Annotated in this window: 19 protein-coding genes; 14 read left to right on the plus strand and 5 right to left on the minus strand. The window is 70.7% G+C overall.

Translation table 11 applies throughout. The features are described from left to right. The first annotated feature begins 44 nt into the window (after positions 1–44). The 3 genes from L3Q67_RS38095 (at position 45) to L3Q67_RS38105 (ending at position 5,690) form a co-directional block, all read left to right on the plus strand. On the plus strand, positions 45–3,230 hold the full coding sequence (locus L3Q67_RS38095; RefSeq protein WP_499186257.1) for a tetratricopeptide repeat protein: 3,186 nt from the start codon (positions 45–47) through the stop codon (positions 3,228–3,230). A gap of 22 nt (positions 3,231–3,252) precedes the next feature. Then, entirely contained in the window at positions 3,253–3,393 is a 141-nt protein-coding gene (locus L3Q67_RS38100) for a hypothetical protein (RefSeq protein WP_499186258.1), read from the plus strand. 62 nt (positions 3,394–3,455) lie between these two features. Then, the gene (locus tag L3Q67_RS38105) at positions 3,456–5,690 is read left to right on the plus strand and encodes a helix-turn-helix domain-containing protein (RefSeq protein ID WP_499186259.1); all 2,235 of its coding nucleotides are present in this window, start codon (positions 3,456–3,458) and stop codon (positions 5,688–5,690) included. Between the two features lie 284 nt (positions 5,691–5,974). Here L3Q67_RS38105 and L3Q67_RS38110 read toward each other — a convergent pair whose 3' ends face one another. Then, a complete protein-coding gene (locus tag L3Q67_RS38110; RefSeq protein WP_499186260.1) occupies positions 5,975–6,535 on the minus strand; it encodes a TetR/AcrR family transcriptional regulator in 561 nt (186 codons plus the stop codon). A 106-nt stretch (positions 6,536–6,641) separates the two neighbouring features. On the opposite strand from L3Q67_RS38110, the gene L3Q67_RS38115 reads away from it, so the two are divergent. The 8 genes from L3Q67_RS38115 (at position 6,642) to L3Q67_RS38150 (ending at position 13,684) form a co-directional block, all read left to right on the plus strand. Then, a complete protein-coding gene (locus tag L3Q67_RS38115; protein ID WP_499186261.1) occupies positions 6,642–7,826 on the plus strand; it encodes a cytochrome P450 family protein in 1,185 nt (394 codons plus the stop codon). A 7-nt stretch (positions 7,827–7,833) separates the two neighbouring features. Continuing rightward, positions 7,834–8,049 (plus strand): ferredoxin, encoded by a 216-nt coding sequence (locus tag L3Q67_RS38120; RefSeq protein ID WP_499186262.1) that lies wholly within the window; start codon positions 7,834–7,836, stop codon positions 8,047–8,049. 157 nt (positions 8,050–8,206) lie between these two features. Then, a complete protein-coding gene (locus tag L3Q67_RS38125; RefSeq protein WP_499186263.1) occupies positions 8,207–9,016 on the plus strand; it encodes an ABC transporter ATP-binding protein in 810 nt (269 codons plus the stop codon). Further along, a complete protein-coding gene (locus L3Q67_RS38130) occupies positions 9,009–9,716 on the plus strand; it encodes an ABC transporter ATP-binding protein (protein ID WP_499186264.1) in 708 nt (235 codons plus the stop codon). The genes L3Q67_RS38125 and L3Q67_RS38130 overlap by 8 nt, the downstream gene beginning before the upstream one ends. Positions 9,717–9,743: 27 nt before the next feature. Then, positions 9,744–10,595, plus strand: a complete 852-nt coding sequence (locus L3Q67_RS38135; protein ID WP_499186265.1) for a branched-chain amino acid ABC transporter permease — start codon at positions 9,744–9,746, stop codon at positions 10,593–10,595. A gap of 3 nt (positions 10,596–10,598) precedes the next feature. Then, positions 10,599–11,720 (plus strand): branched-chain amino acid ABC transporter permease, encoded by a 1,122-nt coding sequence (locus tag L3Q67_RS38140; protein WP_499186266.1) that lies wholly within the window; start codon positions 10,599–10,601, stop codon positions 11,718–11,720. Then, complete coding sequence (locus L3Q67_RS38145) at positions 11,717–13,036, plus strand: ABC transporter substrate-binding protein (protein WP_499186267.1); 1,320 nt, start codon at positions 11,717–11,719, stop codon at positions 13,034–13,036. The genes L3Q67_RS38140 and L3Q67_RS38145 overlap by 4 nt, the downstream gene beginning before the upstream one ends. Before the next feature lie 36 nt (positions 13,037–13,072). After that, positions 13,073–13,684 (plus strand): TetR/AcrR family transcriptional regulator, encoded by a 612-nt coding sequence (locus L3Q67_RS38150; protein WP_499186268.1) that lies wholly within the window; start codon positions 13,073–13,075, stop codon positions 13,682–13,684. A 9-nt stretch (positions 13,685–13,693) separates the two neighbouring features. Here the strand turns inward: L3Q67_RS38150 and L3Q67_RS38155 are convergent, their stop codons facing one another. Next, on the minus strand, positions 13,694–14,176 hold the full coding sequence (locus tag L3Q67_RS38155; protein ID WP_499186269.1) for a hypothetical protein: 483 nt from the start codon (positions 14,174–14,176) through the stop codon (positions 13,694–13,696). A 107-nt stretch (positions 14,177–14,283) separates the two neighbouring features. Between L3Q67_RS38155 and L3Q67_RS38160 the strand changes: the two genes are divergently transcribed. Further along, a complete protein-coding gene (locus tag L3Q67_RS38160; RefSeq protein WP_499186270.1) occupies positions 14,284–16,932 on the plus strand; it encodes an AfsR/SARP family transcriptional regulator in 2,649 nt (882 codons plus the stop codon). Here the strand turns inward: L3Q67_RS38160 and L3Q67_RS38165 are convergent. Beyond that, positions 16,922–17,320 carry an NUDIX hydrolase gene (locus tag L3Q67_RS38165; protein ID WP_499186271.1) on the minus strand — a complete coding sequence of 133 codons (399 nt, stop codon included), beginning with the start codon at positions 17,318–17,320 and terminating at the stop codon, positions 16,922–16,924. The genes L3Q67_RS38160 and L3Q67_RS38165 overlap by 11 nt on opposite strands. A gap of 88 nt (positions 17,321–17,408) precedes the next feature. Here L3Q67_RS38165 and L3Q67_RS38170 point away from each other — a divergent pair, with 88 nt between their 5' ends. After that, positions 17,409–18,014 (plus strand): hypothetical protein, encoded by a 606-nt coding sequence (locus L3Q67_RS38170; RefSeq protein ID WP_499186272.1) that lies wholly within the window; start codon positions 17,409–17,411, stop codon positions 18,012–18,014. 981 nt (positions 18,015–18,995) lie between these two features. Here the strand turns inward: L3Q67_RS38170 and L3Q67_RS38175 are convergent. Continuing rightward, positions 18,996–19,844 (minus strand): hypothetical protein, encoded by an 849-nt coding sequence (locus L3Q67_RS38175; protein WP_499186273.1) that lies wholly within the window; start codon positions 19,842–19,844, stop codon positions 18,996–18,998. Positions 19,845–19,955: 111 nt separating this feature from the next. Here L3Q67_RS38175 and L3Q67_RS38180 point away from each other — a divergent pair, with 111 nt between their 5' ends. Then, a complete protein-coding gene (locus L3Q67_RS38180) occupies positions 19,956–20,942 on the plus strand; it encodes a C45 family peptidase (RefSeq protein ID WP_499186274.1) in 987 nt (328 codons plus the stop codon). Positions 20,943–20,949: 7 nt separating this feature from the next. On the opposite strand, the gene L3Q67_RS38185 is transcribed toward L3Q67_RS38180, so the two are convergent. Beyond that, entirely contained in the window at positions 20,950–21,264 is a 315-nt protein-coding gene (locus L3Q67_RS38185; RefSeq protein ID WP_499186275.1) for a DUF1801 domain-containing protein, read from the minus strand. Positions 21,265–21,276 lie beyond the last annotated feature (12 nt).

Genomic DNA, 21,276 nt, shown 5'->3' on the forward strand with positions numbered 1-21,276 from the left:
TTCGCACTCAGCGTAGGCACCGAGGGGAAATCGAGGGGGCGCCTGTGGACGCCGTGAACGCGGACACCGGCCCGGAACGGGAAACACCACGAATATTCGTTTCCTATGCGCACGATAGCACCGAGCACCAGGAACAGGTGCTCGCGTTCTGCGCACTGCTGACCCGTTCCGGCGTCGAAGTGCACGTCGACGCCTGGTACACCGGGCAGCGCCGGGATTGGTACGCCTGGATGCACGAGCAGATCGATCTCGCCGACTTCGTGGTGGTGATCGCGTCACCCGGATATCGGGGGGCCGGGGACGGGACCGGCGCATGCCACCGCAATCCCGGCGTCCGCAGCGAGGCCGCCGAACTGCGTGACCGGCTGCACCAGGACCGTGAAACCTGGGTGCGGAAACTGTTCCCGGTCGTACTGCCCGGTCGGTCGATCGACGAAATCCCGCGCTTTCTGCAACCGCGCTGCGCCGACCATTTCCTGGTCGCCGAACTCACCGAGGCCGGGATCGAAGAACTGCTGCGGCTGTTCCACGGCGTGCCCACGCACCCGCGCCCGGAACTGGGGCCGCGCCCCGGCCTGCTGCCGGTGCCAGGCACCGCGCCGCAGCCGCTGCTGGCCACCACGGTCACCCTGCCGCGGGACATCCCCGCCTTCACCGGCCGGGCGGACCAGCTCGAGGAACTGATCGCCCCGGACGGGCGCGCGGCCGACTCGGTGACCATCTACGCCATCGACGGCATGCCCGGCGTCGGTAAAACAGCTTTCGCCGTCCACCTGGCCCACCAGCTGGCCACCGACTACCCCGACGGCCTCTACTTCTTCGACCTGCACGGGCACTGCGCCGCCCAGCGCCCGGTCGATCCCGCCGACGCGCTGCAGGCTTTGCTGCTGGGCTGCGGGGTGGCCGCCGAGCAGATCCCGGCCGGGCTGGACGAGCGCGCCGGCATGTGGCGCGACCGGATGGCGGGCAAGCGGGTGCTGCTCCTGCTGGACGACGCGGCCAACCACGACCAGGTGCGCCCGCTGCTGCCGGGGGCGCCGGGCGTGCTCGTGGTGCTCACCAGCCGTCAGCGGCTCGCGGGGCTGGACGACCTGCACCCGCTCACCCTGGGCCTGCTGCCGGTCGACGAGTCGGTGGCGATGTTCTCCCGGCTGACCAGGACCCCGCCCAGCGGGCACCACCCCGACGCGGTGGCCCGGCTGATGCGGTTGTGCGGACGGCTGCCGCTGGCCATCGCGCTGACCGCCGGGCGACTGCGCAGCCATCCCAGCTGGACGGTGGACTACCTGGCCGAGCAGCTGACCGGGTCCCGCGACCGGCTGGGCGAGCTGTTCGCGGGCAGCCGGTCGGTCCGCGCCGCCTTCGAGCTGTCCTACCGGGACCTCACGCCCGGCCAGCAGCGCCTGTTCCGCCGCCTCGGCCTGCACCTGGGCACCGAGTTCGACCTCTACGCCGCCGCCGCGCTGGACGACGCCGACCCGGACGAAACCCGGTTCAACCTCGACGCGCTCTACCTGAACCACCTGGTCGAGGAGCCGAGCCCGGGCCGCTACCGGCAGCACGACCTGATCCGGCAGTACGCGGTTTCGCTGGCCGGCGAGGACGCCGCCGCGATCGGCCGCCTGCTCGGGTACTACGCCCACACCGCGGCCGAAGCCGGGACGGCCATGGCCGCGCACCGCAAACCGCCGTACGTCATCGCCTTCGACCGGCCCGCCACCATGCCCGACCTGAGTTCCGACCGCCGCGCCGCCGAATGGCTGGCCACCGAGCTGGCCAACTTCACCGTCTGTGTGGACCACGCGGCGATGCACGGGTACGCCGAGTACGCGATCAGCCTCTCGCACGCGCTGCACCCGTTCCTGCGCCGCCACGGGCACTGGGACCGCGCGCTGGCGATCCACCAGACCGCGGCGCAGGTGGCCCACCGCAAGGGGTGCGCCGCGGGTGAGGCGTGGGCGCTGACCGACCTCGGCGCCATGCAGTTGCTCACCGGCGACTACGAACCGGCGATGACGAACCTGACGCGGGCCTGCGAGCTGTTCGGCGAACTCGGTGATCCGCTCGGGCACGCCCAGGCGCTGACCGAACTGGGCCGCGCGCACTTCCGGCGGGGTGACTACCCGGCGGCCATCGCGAACCTGACCCACGCGCTCAAGCTCTTCGACGAGCACCGCGAACGGCTGGGCACCGGGCACGTGCTCACCGAACTGGGGCACGTCTACTACCGCGTGGAGAACTTCGACGCCGCGACCACCTGCCTGACCGAGGCCTACACGCTGTTCGGCAGGCTCGGGCACCACCTCGGGCAGGCGCACTCGCTGGACCGGCTGGCCAACGTGCGGGGCCGCAGCGGCGACTACGCCGAGGCGGGCGCCGGGGTCACCCGGGCCTACCACCTCTACCTCGAACTGGGTGATCGCCAGGGCCTCGCGCACACGCTGGCCACGATGGGACGGCTGCAGCACCGCACCGGCAACTTCGACATGGCCATGGAGCACCACCGCCACGCCTACGGGTGCTACCGCAAGCTCGGCGACCGGCTGGGGCAGGCGCAGTCGCTGAACAACCTCGGCCGAGTGCTGCATTCGGTCGGTGAGTACGAGGACGCCGTGCGGAAGCACCACCGGGCGCTCGCGCTGCACACCGAACTGGGCGACCGCATCGGCCGGGCGCATTCGCTGTGCAACCTCGGCCGGACCGCGGTGGCACTGGAGGACTACCCGGCCTCGATCACCTGCCTGAGCGAGGCGTACGAGATCTACCGCGAGGTCGGCTCACCCAACGGCCAGGCCAACGCGCTGACCTACCTGGGCGGGGCGCGGCACGCGACCGCTGACATCGACGGCGCGCTCGCGGCACTGGGGCAGGCGCGGCGGCTGTTCGGCGGCGACCGGGCCGGGCACGCCGAGGTGCTGTGCCGGCTGGGCAGCATCCACCTCGACCTGGGCGATCTGGCCGCGGCCGAGGGCTATTTCACCGAGGGGCTCGACATCGCCGCGGAGATCGGCGCGGTGATGTCCATCGCGGACGCCCAGTCCGGGCTCGGGCGGTCCCTGGTGATCACGGGCCGCGTCGAGGAAGGCCACGCGCTGCTGGGGGACGCGGTGGCCACCTACCGGCGCCTCGGCCTGCTCGGCCGTGCCCGTTTCCTGTCCGGCTGGAAACACGAAACCCCTTCTGGGCCGGCCCCCGCTGACCGCACGCTGGGATCGGAAGAAGATCCGTGATCACGCGCCGGCTGGAGTAGTGATGAAGATACTGTGCCCGTTGCCCGCCCTGTTCCGGCTCTGTGCCTGGCTGACCGCGTTCGGCGTGGTGCTGGGCGTGGCGATGGCCGGGGAACCGGCGTCCGTGCCCGTGGAGACCACCGCGGTGCACCGTGCGCGTTGAGTACCGCTGTCGCCCGCACCGCCTGCCCGCCATACTGGGCGGCGGGCGAGGGTGGGGGTGGCATGGCGGGCGATCCGGCGTTCGGCGCGGAACTGCGCAGGCTGCGGCAGGCAGCCGGGTTGTCGCTGACCGAACTCGCGTCCCGGGTGCACTACAGCAAGGGCTACCTGAGCAAGGTCGAAACCGGGGTGGCGAACCCGAACACCGCGCTGGCGGCGTTGTGCGACACCGAACTCGGCTCGGGTGGCACGCTGGCCGCGCTGGTACCCGTCGCGGCTCCACCGGAACCCGCGTTGTCCACCCTGCCACCGGCCACCGCGCAGTTCGTCGGGCGCACCACCGAACTCGCCGCGATCGAGGCGGCGCTGCGGGAGCCGGTTTTCGGCGGGCCGTCGGTGTGCGTGGTGCACGGCATGGCCGGTGTGGGCAAGACCGCGCTCGCGTTGCGGGCGGCACACCGGATCCAGGGCGATTTCGCCGGTGGCACGTTGTTCCTGGACCTGCGCGGGCACACACCGGGTGCGACGCCGGTCAGCGCCGGCGAGGCACTGGACCGGTTCCTGCGCCTGCTCGGGGTGCGCGGCGAGCGGATTCCCGCCCACACCGACGATCGAGCCGCGCTTTTCCGCGACCGCACCCGCGGCCGGGCGCTGCTCCTGGTGCTGGACAACGCTCGCAGCGCCGAGCAGGTCCGCCTGCTGGTGCCCGCGGAACCGGCTTGCCGCGTGCTGGTGACCAGTCGCCACCACTTGGCGGCATTGGACGAGGCGAGCCACATCGCGCTCGACCTGCCGTCACCGGACGAAGCCGCCGCCCTGTTCCGCGCGGTCTGTGCCAGGGACGAGGCGAGCCCCGAGGTCGACTCGGTGGTCGAGCGCTGCGGCAGGCTTCCCCTGGCGGTCCGGATCGCCGCGGCCAAACTGCGCTCGCGGCCGTCGTGGCGGGTGGCCGACCTGAACCGGCGCTTGGCCGACGAACCCGCGCGGATCGCCGCCCTCGACGACGGCGAACGTGACGTCGCGGCCGCTTTCCGGGTGTCCTACGACGATCTCCCGGCGCCACGGCGGCGCCTGCTCGCGCTGCTCACCCTCCACCCCGGTGCCGACCTCGGTCACTGGTGCGCCGCCGCGCTGGCGGGCGGCGAGGTGGAGGACGCGCTGGAGCACCTGCTGGCCGGCAACCTCCTCAGCGAACTCGACGGGCGGTACCGAATGCACGACCTGCTCCGGACTTTTGTCCGCACCCAGGCCGAAACCGAAATCAGCGACCGGGAACGGGAGGCCGCGCTGCTCCGCTTGCTCGACGCGGCCCTGTTCTCCGCGGTCCGCGCTGACCAATTCATTGCTCCGCAACGCTTCCGCCCGGACTTCGCCTTCACGGAGAAGCCCAGGGAACCGGAAATCCACGACGAATCCGGTGCCATTTCGTGGCTGCGCGAGGAATGGCCGCACCTGGTGGCCCTGTGCCTGCTGGCCGGCGACCGCGGCTTCCACTCGCACTGCTGGAAACTCGCGTTCACGCTCCGGAGCTATTTCTTCCTCGCGAAGTTGTGGGATCCTTGGATCCGGACCTGCGAGCGGGCGACCGCTTCCGCTCACGCGGACGGCGACGCCTGGGCCGAGGCGACCACCTTGCACAACCTCGGTATGGCTTTCAGCGACCGGGGCGACCTCGACGACGCCGCCGCCACCTACCGCCGCGCACTAGCGCTCTATTCGCGTTTGGACGATCAACACGGTGTCCACACCGGACTGAGCAACCTGGCGTGGGTCGAGCACTACCGCGGAAACCACGACGCGGCACTCCACGGCCTACGTACCGCCCGCGACTTCTACAAACGCACCGGCAGCGAGCGCAACGCGGCCATCACCACGCGTGGCCTGGCGATCGTGAAAACCGCACTGGCCGACTACGCGGGTGCCCTGGGAGACATCTCCTTCGCCCTCTCGGTGTTCGATCGCCTCGGCTTGGACATGGACGCCGCCATGGCACTGAACACCGAGGCGCGGATCCACCACCTGACCGGCCACCTCGCCGAGGCGAGCGCCACCTACCTCGCCGCGCGCGACCGCAGCCTGGAATGCGGCAGCACCTACGAAGCCGCCCGCGCCGAAACCGGCCTGGGCAACGTGGCCCACGACGACCACCGTCCACAGGACGCCGCCGACCACTGGACACGTGCCGCCGACCTCCACCCCACCCTGGACCCCGCCATGGTCCCCGAAGCCCAAACCCACCACGCCACCCAACCGCCGACCCCAACCACCCCAACGCGGACCTCAGGCACCCCAACGTAGAACTCGGCTACCCAAACGTAGAACTCAGGCACCCCAACGCGGAACTCGGCTACCCAAACGTAGAACTCAGGTGCCTGAACGTAGAACTCGCATGCTGGAGGGCGAGTACCCAGGTCCGGCACCCAGGCAGTGAGCCCCACGTTCAGACAGCCGAATCCCACACTCGCGCACCCGAGTTCCACGTTCAGGTAGCCGAATCCCACGTTCAGGCAGGTGAGTTCCACACTCGCGCACCTGAGTTCTGCGGTCGGGTGGGTGGGGCCGAGGGGCGCGCGAGGGTGGGGTTAGCTTGAGCGTTCGAGGAGGGAGCGGACTGAGGCCAGTACCAGGTCGACGACCTCATCCGGGTCCGCGTCGGCCAGGGGGTCTTTGGGGGCGATGTGCCGTAGCAGGCCGATTCCCAGGATCCAGGCCAGGACCAGATCCGCTCGTAGGTCGGCGTTCGGGGCGTCGGTGAGGGCGGCCAGCGCGTGGCTGTACTCCTCCCCCACCTCACGCCGGATCGTCGCGGCCGCGTTGTCGTTGCCGGTGGAGCGGAGCAGGGTTTCCAGCGAGTGGTACGCGGTCGACTCCGGCACCAGGATGCCGCGCAGCGTGTCCTCCACCAGCGTTTCCGGCGCCCCCTTCGCCAGTCGCTGGCGTCCCCGGCGCGCGACGACCGCTTCGAACAGGGCGTCTTTCGAGCCGAAGTAGCGGAACAGCAGCGCCTGGTTCGTGTCGGCCTGGCGCGCGATCTCGCGCACCGTGGTGCGGTCGAAACCGCGCTCGGCGAAGAGCACCTCGGCCGCGTCGAGCAGGGCCTGCCGGGTCGCCGCCGCGTCCCGGCGCGGGCGTCGTCCGGTCACCGCCCCACCGTAACGCCTCTGCGCGCAGTGATCACGTTGACGCGATGAGTGACCGGGTCGTACGTTGTGAGCAAGTGCTTACAACAACGATCAACGGGGGTCCCGGATGACCAGCGCCGAACCCGTCACCTATCCGTTCAACCAGACCGACGGCCTCGAACTCGACAGCGCCTACACCGAGGCCCGCGAGCGCGAAGGCCTGCTCCGGGTCAAGCTGCCCTACGGCGAACCCGCCTGGCTCGCCACCCGCTACGCCGACGCCCGCCTGGTGCTCGGCGATCGCCGGTTCAGCCGCGCGGCAGCCGAATCCCACGACGCGCCAAGGAGTTCACCCTCCCAGCGCAACAACGGCATCCTCGCCATGGAGCCGCCGGACCACACCCGGCTGCGCACGCTGGTGGCCAAGGCGTTCACCAAGCACCGCGTCGAAGCCCTCCGCCCCCGCGTGCGCGAACTCGCCCACTCCCTGCTCGACGACATGGTCGCCATGGGACCGCCCGTCGACCTGGTCGAGCACTACGCGCTGCCGATCCCGGTCGCCGTCATCTGCGAACTGCTCGGCGTGCCGGCCGAGGACCGGCCGCGCTTCCGCGTGTGGAGCGATCGCCTGCTCTCCACCGCCGGGCTCACCCTCGAGCAGTTCGACCGGAACCAGGAGGAGATCCGCCGGTACATGGCCGGCCTGCTCGCCCAGCACCGCGCCGAACCGGCCGACGACCTGATGACCGCGCTGATCGAAGCCCGCGACGTCCGGGACCGGCTGTCCGAACTGGAACTGGTCGACCTCTGCGTCGGCATCCTGGTGGCCGGCCACGAGACCACCGCCTCGCAGATCCCGAACTTCGTCTACGTGCTCTGCGAGAACCCCGGCGAACTCGCCAAACTGCGGGAAAATCCCGAGCTGCTGGACAACGCCGTCGAGGAGCTGCTGCGCTTCGTCCCGCTCGGCGCCGGTGCCGCGTTCCCGCGGTACGCCACCGAGGACGTCGAGGTCGGCGGGATGCTGGTCCGCGCGGGTGAACCGGTGCTGGTCGCGGTCGGCGCGGCCAATCGCGACCGGCTGCGCTTCGGTTCCCCGGACGAGCTGAAGGTCGACCGCGAAGTCGGCCAGCACCTCGGCTTCGGCCACGGCGTGCACCACTGCCTCGGCGCGCAACTGGCCCGGCTCGAACTGCAGGAGGCACTCGGCGCGCTGCTGACCCGCTTCCCCGGCCTGCACCCGGTGGGTGACATCGCCTGGAAGAGCCAGATGATCGTCCGCGGCCCGCGCACGATGCCGGTGGGCTGGTGAGGCGCCGATGAGCTGGCGGATTTCGGTCTCGGGCGACGACTGCATCGCCTCGGGCATGTGCGCGGCGCTCGCGCCGGAGTACTTCGAACTGGAAACCGAGCACGCCGAGCCGGTCGCGCCGGAGGTGGAACCCGACGAACTCGTGCTCGATGCCGCCGATTCCTGTCCGGTGCAAGCGATCCTGGTCCGCGACGGTGATCGGGAGGTGGGCCCGCGCCCCTGAAGCACCGCGTTTTCCCCGCCACCACGGCACACTCCGGTCACGACCGGGACCCCAGGGGTTGACACGCCGATGCCCGGTTCCGCATAGTTTCGCGTCATACCGACCGCGCGGTATCGGGTGTTCCACATATTGGGATCCCGTGTCGTGGAGGAGACCAATGACGATCGCTTCCCCCTCGCCGTTGCTGGCGCTCGACCGGATCACCGTGCGCTTCGGCGGCCTGGTCGCGCTGAACGAGGTCACCATGGCGGTACCGCCGGGGACGGTGGTCGGCGTGATCGGCCCCAACGGGGCGGGCAAAACCACGCTGTTCAACGTGATCTGCGGGTTCGTCCGCCCCCAGGAGGGGTCGCTGCACTGGCGTGGCGAGCAGTTGCACAGCCACAGCCCGCGGGAACTCGCCGGCCTCGGCATCGCGCGCACCCTGCAGGGGCTCGGCCTGTTCGCCGGGCTGTCCGTGCTGGAAAACGTGATGGCCGGAGCGCAACGACACGCCCGTGCGAAGGGGTTCGCCACCATCTTCGGCACCCGCAAGGCCGCGCACGACGAGGCCGCGCTCACCGACCGCGCGATGCACGTGCTGCGCGAACTCGGCGTCGACCAGTACGCGAAGGCGATTCCCCGGATGCTGCCCTACGGCGTGCAGAAACGCGTCGCGCTGGCGCGGGCGCTGGTCGCCGAACCGGCCATGCTGCTGCTCGACGAACCGGCGAGCGGGTTGTCCGCCGCGGAGATCGACGAACTGGCCGGGCGCATCCGCCGCTTCACCGAGACCACCTCGGTCGTGGTGGTGGAGCACCACATGGACCTGGTCATGCGCGTGTGCGACCACATCGTGGTACTCAACTTCGGCGAGCTGATCGCCGAAGGCACCCCGGCCGAGGTCCGCGCCGACCCGCTGGTCACCGAGGCCTACCTGGGTGCCGATACCGATACCGCCGACGTCTCGGGGGCGCGCCGTGCTTGAGGTCGAGGACCTGGTCACCAGCTACGGCGCGGTCCGCGCGCTGGACGCGGTCAGCCTGTCCACAAAGGACGGATCGATCACCGCGGTGCTGGGCGCGAACGGGGCGGGCAAGACCACCCTGCTGCGCACCATCGGCGGGCTGGTGGCCCCGGACAGCGGGCGGGTGCGCTTCGACGGCACCGACGTGACCGGCTGGCCCGCCGACCGGCTCACCCGCAACGGTCTGGTGCACGTGCCCGAAACCGGTGGCGTGATCACCGAGATGACCGTCGAGGAGAACCTGCGCCTCGGCGCGCTCTGGCGCCGCGATCGCGCGGACCGCGCGGTCGCCCTGCGTGAGGTGCTGGAGCTGTTCCCGCCGCTGGCCGAACGGCGGAACAAGCTCGCGGCCACGCTTTCCGGCGGTGAACGGCAGATGCTGGCGATCGGCCGGGCGCTGATGAGCAGGCCGCGCCTGCTGCTGCTGGACGAACCGTCGCTCGGCCTCGCGCCGCTGATCACCCTGCGGATCCTGCAGGTGATCGAAGACCTGCGCGCGGCGACCGGGCTGACCGTGCTGCTCGTCGAGCAGAACGCCCGCAGCGCGCTTTCCGTGGCGGACCACGGTTTCGTGCTCTCCCTCGGCAAGGTGGTCGCCACCGACCGCGCCGAGGACCTGCTGGCCGACGACCAGCTCCGCCACGCCTACCTCGGCTTCTGACCCCCCGACCGAACGGAACCGCAGTCGATGAACGGTTTCCTGGCCCTGACCGTGAACGGCGTCGCCACCGGCGCCGTCTACGCCGCGCTGGGGCTGTCGCTGGTGATCATCTACCGGGCCACCCGGGTGATCAACTTCGCGCAGCCCGCGCTGGCGCTGATCTCCACCTACCTCGCCTACTCGGTGAACAAGGCCACCGGTAGCTACTGGCTGGCCTTCGCCGTGGCACTGGCGGCGGGCGCGGTGCTGGGCGCGCTGACTGAGCGGCTGCTGATCCGCCCGCTGCGCAACCGCACCGAGCTGAGCCCGGTGATCGTCACCCTCGGCCTGCTCATGGTGCTGCAGGCGATTTCCGGGATGATCTGGACCAACGAGCCGCAGTCGTTCCCGTACGCCTTCGACTTCCGCGGCCTGTTCTCCGCCTCGAACCTGTTCACCGTGGTGGCGGTGCTCGTCACCGCGGTGGGCATCCTGGTGCTGTTCCGGTTCACCTCGCTGGGCCTGCGGATGCGGGCGGCGGCGTTCAAACCGGAGGTGGCCAGGATGCTCGGCGTCCGGGTCGGGCTGATGCTCACCGTCGGCTGGGCGCTCGCCGCGACCGTCGGCGCGCTGGCCGGATTGCTCGCCACCCCACCGTTCCTGTTCCCCACCGTGCTCGACGGGGTGTTCGTCTACGCGCTGACCGCGGCGGTGATCGGCGGGCTGGACAACCCGGCGGGCACCGTGCTCGGCGGCTTCGCCGTCGGGATCGGACTGTCCTATGTGTCCGGATACCTGGGACCGGAGCTGGTGACCGTCGCCGCGCTGGCGATCCTGGTGCTGGTACTGGCCCTCCGTCCGAACGGCCTGTTCGGCCAAGCCGTCGCCAGGAGGGTCTGACCCATGCCCGAGAAATCCACCGCCCTGCGCGACCGGCTCCGGCCGGGCACCCCGGCCCCGGTGCGCACCTCGGCCGGCCTGCCGCCGCTGGTGCGGCACCTGCTGCTCGCACTGGCCGCGCTCGCCGTGATCGTCGCGCTGAGCTTCGTGGTCGATCCGTTCACCAACGTCCGGCTGGCCACCGTCGGCTACTACCTGATCGCGGTGGCCGGGCTGACCCTGCTCACCGGCTTCAACGGGCAGGTCTCGCTCGGGCACGGCGCGTTCATGTTCATCGGCGCCTACACCGTGGCGCTGCTGGTGATCTACGCGCCGGGCCTGCCGTTCTGGGTCGACCTGCTGCTCGCCGCGGCGGCCAGCGGGGTCGCGGGAACGCTCGCCGGGGCCGCCGCCGCCCGGCTGCACGGGCCCTACCTCGCCGGGGCCACGCTCGCGCTGGCGGTCGGCCTGCCCGCGGTGACCCAGCGCTTCCCCGAGGTGCTCGGCGGCAGCAACGGCCTGGGGTTCACCGTGAACAGCAGGCCCGCTTCGCTGGCGGGCACCGTCTCCACCCCGCAGTGGCAGGCGTGGGTGGTGTGGACCACCGTGCTGCTGGCGCTGGTGGTGCTGGCCAACCTGACCCGCTCGCGGTTCGGCCGCATGCTGCGCGCGGTGCGCGACGACGAGGTCTCCGCCGAACTTTCCGGAATCCACACCGGACGGACGAAGATCTTCGCCTTCGTGATCAGCGCGATCTGCGGCGGGCTGGCCGGTGGCCTGCAGGCGTTCCTGCTCGGCACCGCCGCGCCCGGCTCGTTCAGCCCGGTGCTTTCGCTGAGCCTGCTGGCTGCGATGGTGCTCGGCGGTATCGGCAGCATGTGGGGCGCGCTCTGGGGCGCGCTCGCCCTCGTCTACTTCCAGGCGTGGTCGGAGGATTTGACCCACGCGCTCGACCTCGGCACCGACATCGCCAACAACCTGCCGCTCGCGGTGTACGGCGTGGTGCTCATCGTTGTGGTTCTCGCTTTCCCGCAAGGGATCCAGGGTGGTGTCCGAGCACTATGGACTCGTCTGTCTCGTCTGTCTCGTCTGTCTCGTCTGTCTCGACTCTCTCGTCTCCGAAGCACGGAAGAAGGTCACCGATGAAGAGAACGACCCTTGTCGCGACGGCACTGGCCGCGGCACTGACCCTGGCGTCCTGCAGCGGGGCCGGTGAACAGCAGACCGGCGACGCCGGCGACTCGGCGACCTCGCCCGGCGTCACCGACACCAGCGTGCTCGTCGGCACGCACCAGCCGCTGACCGGCCCGGCCGCGCCCGGGTACAGCCGGATCTCGGTCGGCGCCAGGGCGATGTTCGACTACATCAACGAAAACGGCGGCGTCAACGGGCGCAAGATCGAGTACCGCGTCGAGGACGACGGCTACAACCCGACGCGCACGGTCGAGGTGGTCAAGAAGCTCGTCCTGCAGGACCAGGTGTTCGCGCTGCTCGGCGGCCTCGGCACGCCCACGCACTCGAAGGTGATCGAGTTCCTCAACACCGAGAAGGTGCCCGACCTGCTGGTCTCCTCCGGCGCGCTGATGTGGGACGACCCGCAGAAGAGCCCGATGACCTTCGGCTACCAGGTGGACTACACCCGCGAGGGCAAGATCCAGGGCGACTGGATCAAGAAGAACCTGGCGGGCAAGAAGGTCGGCCTGATGTTCCAGAACGACGACGTGGGCCGCGACTCGCAGAAGGGCCTCGACCAGTTCATCGCCGACCAGATCGTGTCGCGGCAGGGTTATGACCCCGCCAACACCGACGTGCTGCCGCAGATCTCCGCGCTGCGCGACGCCGGCGCCGAGGTCATCGTCTGCTCCTGCGTGCCCGCCTACACCGCGCTGTCCATCCTGACCTCGGCGAAGATCAGCTACCGGGCGCAGTTCGTGGTGAGCAGCATCGGCGCCGACCCGGCCACGCTGACCGGCCTGCTGCAGGAGTTCGGCAAGCGCGGCGGCACCGAGGTCTCCGCCCCGCAGTTGCTCAACGGCCTGGTCGGCACCGGCTACCTGCCCGACGTCAGCCGCGCCGACGACCCGTGGATCAAGCTGCTGCGCGAGGTGCACCAGAAGTACATCCCGAACGAGCAGCTGACCAACACCGTGGTCTTCGGCATGGTCCAGGCGTTCACCTTCGCCCAGGCGCTCAAGGCGGCAGGCCGGGACCTCACCAGGCAGAAGCTCGTCGACGCGATGAGCTCCGGCGCGCTGGAAGGCCCCGGCCTCACCCCCTTCGGCTTCACGCAGCAGTCGCACTCCGGCTACACCGGCGCCTACGTGTTCAAGGTCAACCCGGACACCACCACCACCGAGATCCAGGCACCGGTGGTGACCGACCGGGAGAACGGGCCGATCACCCCGGGCAACCTCCAGCGCAAAACCCCGCAGGAGATCAACCTGTTCGGCGGTACCAGTTAACATGTGATCATCTACAACCGTGGAAAGGAGCCCGGCATGACCGGCACGACCGCCGAATCGGGCACCGGAGCCACGGTGCGCGACCGGGTGCTGCGCGCCGCCACCACCCTGTTCGCGCAGAAGGGGTTCGAAGGCACCTCGGTCCGCGAGATCGTCCTCGCGGCCGGGGTGACCAAGGGCGGGCTGTACCACTACTTCGACTCGAAGGACGACCTGCTCCACGAGATCTACACGCGGATGCTGCGGGTGCAGACGCAGCGGATGGAGACCATCGCCGCGTCCGACCTCCCCCTCCCGCAGCGCATCCACGCGATCGTGGTGGACGTCGTCGCCACCAGCATCGCCCACCTGGACGAGGCGGTGGTCTTCTTCCAGTCGATGCACCTGCTCCCCGAGCAGAAGGTGGCGCAGGTGCGCGCGGAACGCAGGCAGTACCACGAACGGGTCCGCGAGCTGGTCGAAGACGGCCAGCGCGCGGGCCTGTTCCGCACCGACGTGCCCGCCGACGTCGTGGTGCAGTACCACTTCGGCGCGATCCACCGGCTGGGCCAGTGGTACCACCACGACGGGCCGCTGAGCGGCGAGCAGGTCGGCCACCACTTCGCCAACCTGATGCTGGCCAGCCTGCTCGGCGACTTCAGCCTGTGACCCCGCCGGTCACGGCAGCACGTCGGTGACCGTGTCCTTGATGACCTGCCACTTCCCGCGCTCCTTGACCAGCGTCAGGCTGACCGTGTAGTGCCGGTCCACGTTCTGCGACGGCACCCGGTAGTACGCGTCGAGGATGGCGAACCCGGACTTGCAGCCGTTGACCACGGTGTGCGTCACCGTCCACGGCATGCTCCACTCGTACGGCAGCTTGAACGCCTCGAGCACCGGCTGGATGTTCGCCTCGTAGCCGATGAACAACTGTCCCTTGCGGCCGACGGTGACCATGTCGCGGTGGATGATCGCCCGGTAGCGGGCCTCGTCCCGCTTGTTGTAGCTGTCCATGTCCTCCCACACGGCCCGGTCGAATTCCCGCTGGCAGACCTGGTTCGCGGCCTGCTCGTCGGTGGCCGAGGCCGTGCTCACCGCCGGCACCGCCGCGACCACCCCCACGGCCGCGGTGGCCAGTACCCCAGACACCCATTTGCGCATTTTTCGCCCTCCCGTTCTGGCTTCGATGGACCGAACCTGGCCGGGCCGCGCATCATCGCCGCATCACGCGTGCATCGCCGGTGCCGAGCTGGTTAGCTGGGAAAACCATGGAGTTTCGGATACTGGGGCCGGTGCGGGTGCGTGCCGGGGTCCGGCCGGTGCCACCGGCCGGACCGCGTCAGGAACGCATCCTGGCCGCGCTGCTGCTGGCGGCGGGCCGGGTGGTGCCGGTCGACCGCCTGGTCGACGTGGTGTGGGACGGCGAACCGCCCGCCACCGCCACCCGGCAGGTCCGCAACGTCACCACCGCGTTGCGCCGCGCCCTGCTCGACGCGGGGTTCGCCGACGACGTGCTCACCGCGGAGGGGCCGGGGTTCGTGCTGCGCCCGCCGGCGTTCGACCTGCACGAGTTCGAGGCGCACGCGGAGCGCGGCGAGTACCGCGAGGCGCTGGCGTGCTGGCGCGGCCCGGCGCTTGCCGGGATCGCCAGCGCGGCGCTCGAAGGTGAGGTGGCCCGGCTGGAGGAACGCCGGCTGTCCACTTTGGAGTTCTGTTTGGCCGGGGAACTGGCCGACGGCGACGACGTGGTGGCCGAGCTGACCGCGCTGGTCGCCGAACACCCGTTGCGCGAGGGCTTCACCGGGCTGCTGATGCGCGCCCTGCACCAGCGAGGGCGGCAGGCGGATGCGCTGCGCGTGTACCAGGCGACCCGGCGGCGGCTGGTGGACGAACTCGGCGTCGAACCCGGGCCAAGGTTGCGCTCGCTGCACGAGCAGGTGCTGCGCGAGCCGCCGGAGGACCCCGCCGGGCCGTGTTACCTGCCCTTCGACCTGCCGGACTTCACCGGGCGGCAGCACGAAGTGGACCGGCTGGTCAGCCTGCTGCCCGAGGGGGCACCGGTGGTGGTCGACGGCATGGCGGGCGTCGGCAAGACCGCGCTCGCCGTGCGCGCCGCGCACCTGGCTGCACCGGCCTTCGGCGACGGACAGCTCTTCGTCGACCTGCACGGGTTCACGCCCGGCCGGGCGCCGCTCAGTCCGGAAACCGCCCTGGAGGCGTTGCTCGTACAACTGGGCGTGCCCGCGAACCGGCATCCCGATGGTCTGGACCGGCGCGCGGCGCTGTGGCGGGCACGCACGGCGGGCCGGAAACTGTTGGTGTTGCTGGACAACGCGCTGAACGAGGACCAGGTGCGCCCGCTGCTGCCGGGCACCGGCACGGTCGCGGTACTGGCCACCAGCCGCCGTCACCTCACCGCGCTGGATGGTGCGGTCCCGATCTCGGTGGACATCCTGCCGCCCAGCTCTGCATCGGCGCTGTTCACCGCGGTGTCCGGGCGACAGGACTCGGGCGTGGCGAAGCGGTGCGGATACCTGCCACTGGCGATCCGGATCGCCGCCGCGCGACTGCGTCATCGTCCGCAGTGGACGGTCGAGGAGCTGGCCGGGCGCCTGGGTTCCGAGCACGACCGCCTGGCCGAGTTGCGCGCCGGAAGTCGTGATGTGGCCGCCGCTTTCACTTTGTCCTATGAGGACCTTTGCCCGGTGCGGCGCCGAATGTTCCGGCTGCTCGGCGGTCACCCCGGCACCGTACTCACCACCGGAGCAGCGGCGGCCATGGCTGGTCTGTCCGAAAGGGACGCCGATCGACTGCTGGAAGAACTACTGGACGCGCATCTGCTCACCCAGCACAGTCGTGGCGGATACGGTTTTCACGACCTGCTCGCCGAGCACGCCCGCGGTCTCGCCGAGCCGGATGAGGCCGCCGTCGCCCGCTCTCGGCTGCTCGACTACTACCGCGATGGTGGCGACGAACGGTGGTATGCCGGGGAAACGCGCAATCTGGTCGCCGTCACCGAACACGCGCTGGCCCACGAGCGGTACGACCACGCGTGGCGGATCGCCGAGCACACCACGGGTCACCTGCAGCAACGCGGTCGGCGTGACGAGTTCCTGACCGTGGCGCGAGCGGGCAACACCGCCGCGCGACGGCTCGGTGACCCGGACGCCATCCAGCGCAGTCTCGGCTATCTCGCCGACGCCTACTGGGAATCCGGGGAACTCGGTGCCGCGATGGCGTGCGCCGAGGAACGCCTCGACCTGGCCGAATCCGCTGTCGACCGCGCGGCCGCGTTGTCCCGGCTGGGTGCGCTGCACGGGATGTTCAGCCGGTACGACAAGGCTTTCGCCTGTTACCGGGACGCCTTGCCGCTGGCCGCGGCGGACGAGTCGCTGACCAGCCTGATCCTGGCGAACGTCAGCCACAACGAGGTCATGCTCGGCCGGTCGGACGACGCGCTGGCGTCCGCACGCCGCGCCACCGAGATCCGGCGGCGCGCCGGTGACGAGCGAGGCGCCGTCCTCAGCGCGGCGCAGGAAGCCGTGGTGCTCTCGCACCTGGGCCGGTCCGGCGAGGCGTTGTCGCTGGCCGAACGTTCGGTGCGGGCGGCGGTCGAGCTGGCTTATCCGTTCGGCGAGGCGTGGAGCCGGATCGACCACGCCGACGTCCTGCTCGCGGCGAAATTGCCCGCGCAGGCGCGTGAGCAGGCCGAACGGGCGTGCGAGATCCTGGCCGAACTGAACCACCCGCTCCTGCTCGCGATGGCGGCGAACAGCCTCGGCGCCGCCTGCCGCGCGACCGGCGACCCGGAAGCCGCGCTGCGGCACCACCGGCTGGCGCGGGACACCGCCCGGCGGATCGGTTACCTGGCCCAGGAAACCCGCGCCGACCACGGCATCGCCCTGCTCATGGAGTGAGCGTCTCGCGCACGTGCGGCAGCAGGTCGAGGTCGGCGGCGCGCTCGGGCGTCAGCCAGGCGAACTCCTGGTGCTCGCCCGGATTGAGCACCACATCACCGGTGCCGTCGGCGACCTCGTAGATCCGGGCGTGCACCCGCAGATCGCGGCCGGTGACGTCCATCCAGGTGTGCCGGCTGCGTTCCGCGGTGACCTGGACGGCCAGCCCGGTCTCCTCGGCGGCCTCGCGCACGGCGGCGCTCTCCATCGGCTCGCCCGGCTCGACCGTGCCGCCGGGTAGCTCCCAGCGGCCGCCGTGGAAAGTGCCGTCGACGCGGCGGAGGAACAACGCCGCGCCGTCGCGCTCGATCCAGCAGTACACCAGGTGCTTCTCCGCCGTCCCGCCCATCGGGGCATTCTCGCGCACCCCCAGGGTTCGGTTTCGGGCGGCGCGGGTAAAACCCCATGCGTTCCCCACCGTCGCGAGGGAGTCCCGCATGAAGCTCTACGCCGATCGGCCGTTCCGCTGGGGTCTGCAGGTCGCCGCCGACCTGTTCGCGGTGTGCCTGACCGCGTTCGCGATCTGGCTGGCGATGGAGGTGCACGAGCAGGTGATGCGCCTGCGCGCCCCCGGCGACGGGCTGATCGACGCGGGCAACGGCCTGCGGGGCACCTTCGACTCGGCCGCCGACAACGCCGACGACGTCCCCCTCGTCGGCGGCGCACTGGCGGACGCCCTGCACACCGGCTCCGACGCGAGCACGAAGCTGAGCGAAGCCGGGCAGTGGCAGGTGGAGGCGGTCACGGACCTGGCGTGGTGGCTGGCCGCGGTGCTGATCGCCATGCCGGTGCTGTTCCTGCTGGTGACCTGGCTGCCGCTGCGGATCCGGTTCATCCGCAAGGCCACCGCCGGCGCTCGCCTCCGCCGCCTCGGGGAGAGCGGCCAGGACCTGCTGGCCCTGCGAGCCCTGGTCACCCAGCCACTGCCGCGCCTCGCCGCCGCCGGGGAAGTCACCGAAGGCTGGCGAGCCCGAGACCCCGAAGTCCTCGCCGAACTGGCCCGCTGGGAACTACACCGCCTAGGCCTACGCCCCCACCCCTAACCCACCCGACCCCCAAGTCCACGTTCAGGCAGCCGAACCCCACGTTCAGGCACCCGAATCCCGCATTCAGGTAGCCGAGTGCCACGTTCAGAACCACGAGTTCTACGTTCAGGCACCCGAGTCCCACACTCAGGCAGCCGAGTGCCACATTCGGGCGCAGAGTCCTGCACTCAAGCATCAGATCCCACGCCCAGACAGCGAGTCCCCCACTCAAGCAGCCGAACCCCACGTTCGGGCAGCCGAACCCCACGTTCGGGCGCCGTGTCCCACACCCGGGCAGCCGAGTTCTACATTCAGGCGGCCGGGGCTCACGTTCCGGCCCGAGTTCTGCGCTCGCGCAGCCGAAACCCACATTGGCGACGACGAGTTCCACGTTCCCGCAGCCGAAACCCACGTTCGCGAGCACGAGGCCCACACCTGCGATGTCGAATGCCACCTGGGCGAGCGCGAGGCTCACACTCGGGCAGCCGAGAGCTCGCCTGCCCGAGTGCTGAACTCGGCTACCTGAACGTGGGGCTCGGCTGCCCGACTGTCGAACTCGGCTACCCGAGCGTGGGACTTGCGCGCCCGAAGTGGGGTTCGGCTTCCTGAAGGTAGATCTCGGCTACCCGGACGTAGAACTCGTGGTACTGAACGTGAGTTTCGGCTGCCTGAGCGTGGGCTTCGCCTGCCTGAGTGCGGGACTCGGCCGCCTGAACGTGAGGTTCAGGTACCTGAACGTGGGAGTCGGCTACCTGAGTGCGGGCTTCGGTTGCCCGAACGTAGGACTCATGGTCCCGAACGCGGCACTCGGGTACCTGCATGTGGGGAGTCGGCTGCCTGAACGTGGAACTCGGCTGCCTGAACGTAGAACTCGTGGCCCCGAACGTGGGAGTCGGCTGCCTGAGCGTGGGGTTCGGGTGCCTGAGTGTGGAACTCGGGTGCCTGAGTGTGGGTCTCGGCTGCTCGTGTGGGGGTCGGGTGTGTGAGCGTGGGGTGGGGTTAGGAGGGGGTGGGGGTTTGGGTGGGTTGGCGGGCTACGGCGGCGTAGTGGGCGGCGCCGATGGCGCCGGCGATGGCGAAGATGAAGCCGGCCACGGCGGCGCCTCCGAAGCCCACGCGGACCCCGTCGTCGAGGTAGACCAGGCCGATCAGGGACGACAGCGCCGAGTTCGTGGTGAACATGATGGCGGTGACGGCGGTGGCCCCGCTTCTCTGCAGTGCCATCGCCAGCAGGACCGCGGCGGCGATGCCGTTCAGCGGGATGGCCCACGCCGTCGGGTCGAAGACGATGGGCCAGATCGAGTCCGGGATGTGCAGGGTCCGCGCCGCGATGCCGACGAAGCTGTAGCCCAGCCCGGCCCCGAAGGCGAGCATGGGCGCCGCCCAGAAGCCGGAGCGGCGGCGGGCGTAGAAGGCGATCGCCAGCACCGGGACCACCGTCGCCACCAGCGCCCAGCGCCAGCCGGTGTCCAGGACCTTCCCCGGGCCCGGGTCGGCGGACACGCCGAGCAGCACGAGCCCCAGCGCGCCGAGCCCCAGCGCGCTCCAGCCCGCCGGCGCCAGCCGGGTGCCGAGGATGGCGGCGATGATCGCGGTGACGCCGACGCTGAACGCCAGCACCGACTGCACCAGGAACAGCGGCAGCCGGTGCAGCGCGGCCGCCGCGAACAGGAATCCGAGCACGTCGACACCGAGCCCGAACCAGTAGAACGGCTGCCTGCCGACACCGATCAGGTCCCGTGACCGGCCCGCGTACGCACCCGCGCGCCGGATGCCGATCGACGCCAGGATCGACCCGCTGCCCGACGCCACCGCCGCCAGCACGGCGAACACGTATCCGAGGATCACCCCCGAAGTGTTTCATCCGCGCTGTTCACCACCCGGATAGGGCCTTGACCACGCAGGTCGGCCCGCCGATCGGCGGTATCCGGCCGCCCCCGGTGCCACGACGATGAACACGTGACCCGTGCCACATCCGCCCTGGTCCTGGCGCTGCTGCTGACCGCGTGCCAGGCCGCGCCGAGCGCGCCCGCGCCGCCGGGGTCACCGGCGCCGTCCGACGCGCAGCTCACCCTGGCGAGTCTGCGCCGGGTCGACGACCACCCGCTCTGGACGATGACCTTCCACGGCGCCTACGACCGCTACACCGGCATGGCGCAGGACCCCGCGCGGCCAGGGTCCGGCTGCTCGCTGTTCACCGCGCACGGCGACCCGGCCGCCCCGCTCTTCGGCCGCAACTTCGACTACCCCCAGCAGCCGGTGCTGCTGCTGTTCACCACCCCGCCGGCCGGCTACGCCTCGGTGTCCCTGGTCGACACCTCCAACCTCGGCCTGCCCCGAGAGGTCGACTTCGCCACCGAGACGGGCAGGCAGGCGCTGCTCAACGCGCCCCTGCTCCCCTACGACGGGATGAACGCGAAGGGGCTGACCATCGGCATGGCGACCACCCCGGAAGCCGAGCCCACCCGGCACCCCGGCCGCGGCAAGGTCGGCGGGATCCGCGTCATGCGCCTGGCGCTGGACGAGGCGGCGACCGTCGACGAGGCGATCGCCGTGTTCGAGCGGTACAACGTCGACTTCACCGCCGGGCCGCCGCTGCACTACCTGGTCGCGGACGCGCACGGGCAGGCCGCGGTGCTCGAGTTCGTCGAAGGCACCATGGTCGTGCACCGGCAGCACGGACCGTGGCAGGCGCTGGTCAACTTCGAGCTGACCGGCACCGACGAGGCGACCCGGCAGGCCGACCCGCGCTACGCCACCGCCAGCCGCGTCCTGACCGGCTCAGCCGGGCGCCTGGACCCCGGCCAGGCCATGGACCTGCTCTCCCAGGTGCACCAGGGGCACACCCAGTGGTCGGTGGTCTACGGCCAGAAGACCGGCGAGGTGCGCGTCAGCACCGGGCGCCGTTACGACACCGTGCACACCTTCCATCTGCCTCTCTCGTGAAACCCTCCTAGTCCAGTAGTTCCGTCTGATGCGTGATGGCCTCTCGCACCAGTGCGCGCACCTGCTCCGGGTGCGCCAGAGCCGCGCTCGCCGTCAGTTCCCGGACGTACCGGCCCGAGCCGGTGAGCAGCCCGGCCGGGTCGTCCAGCAGCACGCCCTTGTGGAAGACCAGGCGCACCCCGCTCTTCGGCGCGGCGATGGCGCAGAGCCAGTGGTGCCAGTCGCCGTCCAGGGTGAAGGTGAGCCGCCCCCACTTCGTCGCCTTCTCCAGTCGCGCGTCGGCCGACGCGACCAGGTCGGTCAGTTCGTCCGCTTCTGCCATGGAGACAGGGTG

This window comes from Saccharothrix sp. AJ9571, assembly GCF_021725495.1.
Classification (GTDB): domain Bacteria; phylum Actinomycetota; class Actinomycetes; order Mycobacteriales; family Pseudonocardiaceae; genus Amycolatopsis; species Amycolatopsis magusensis.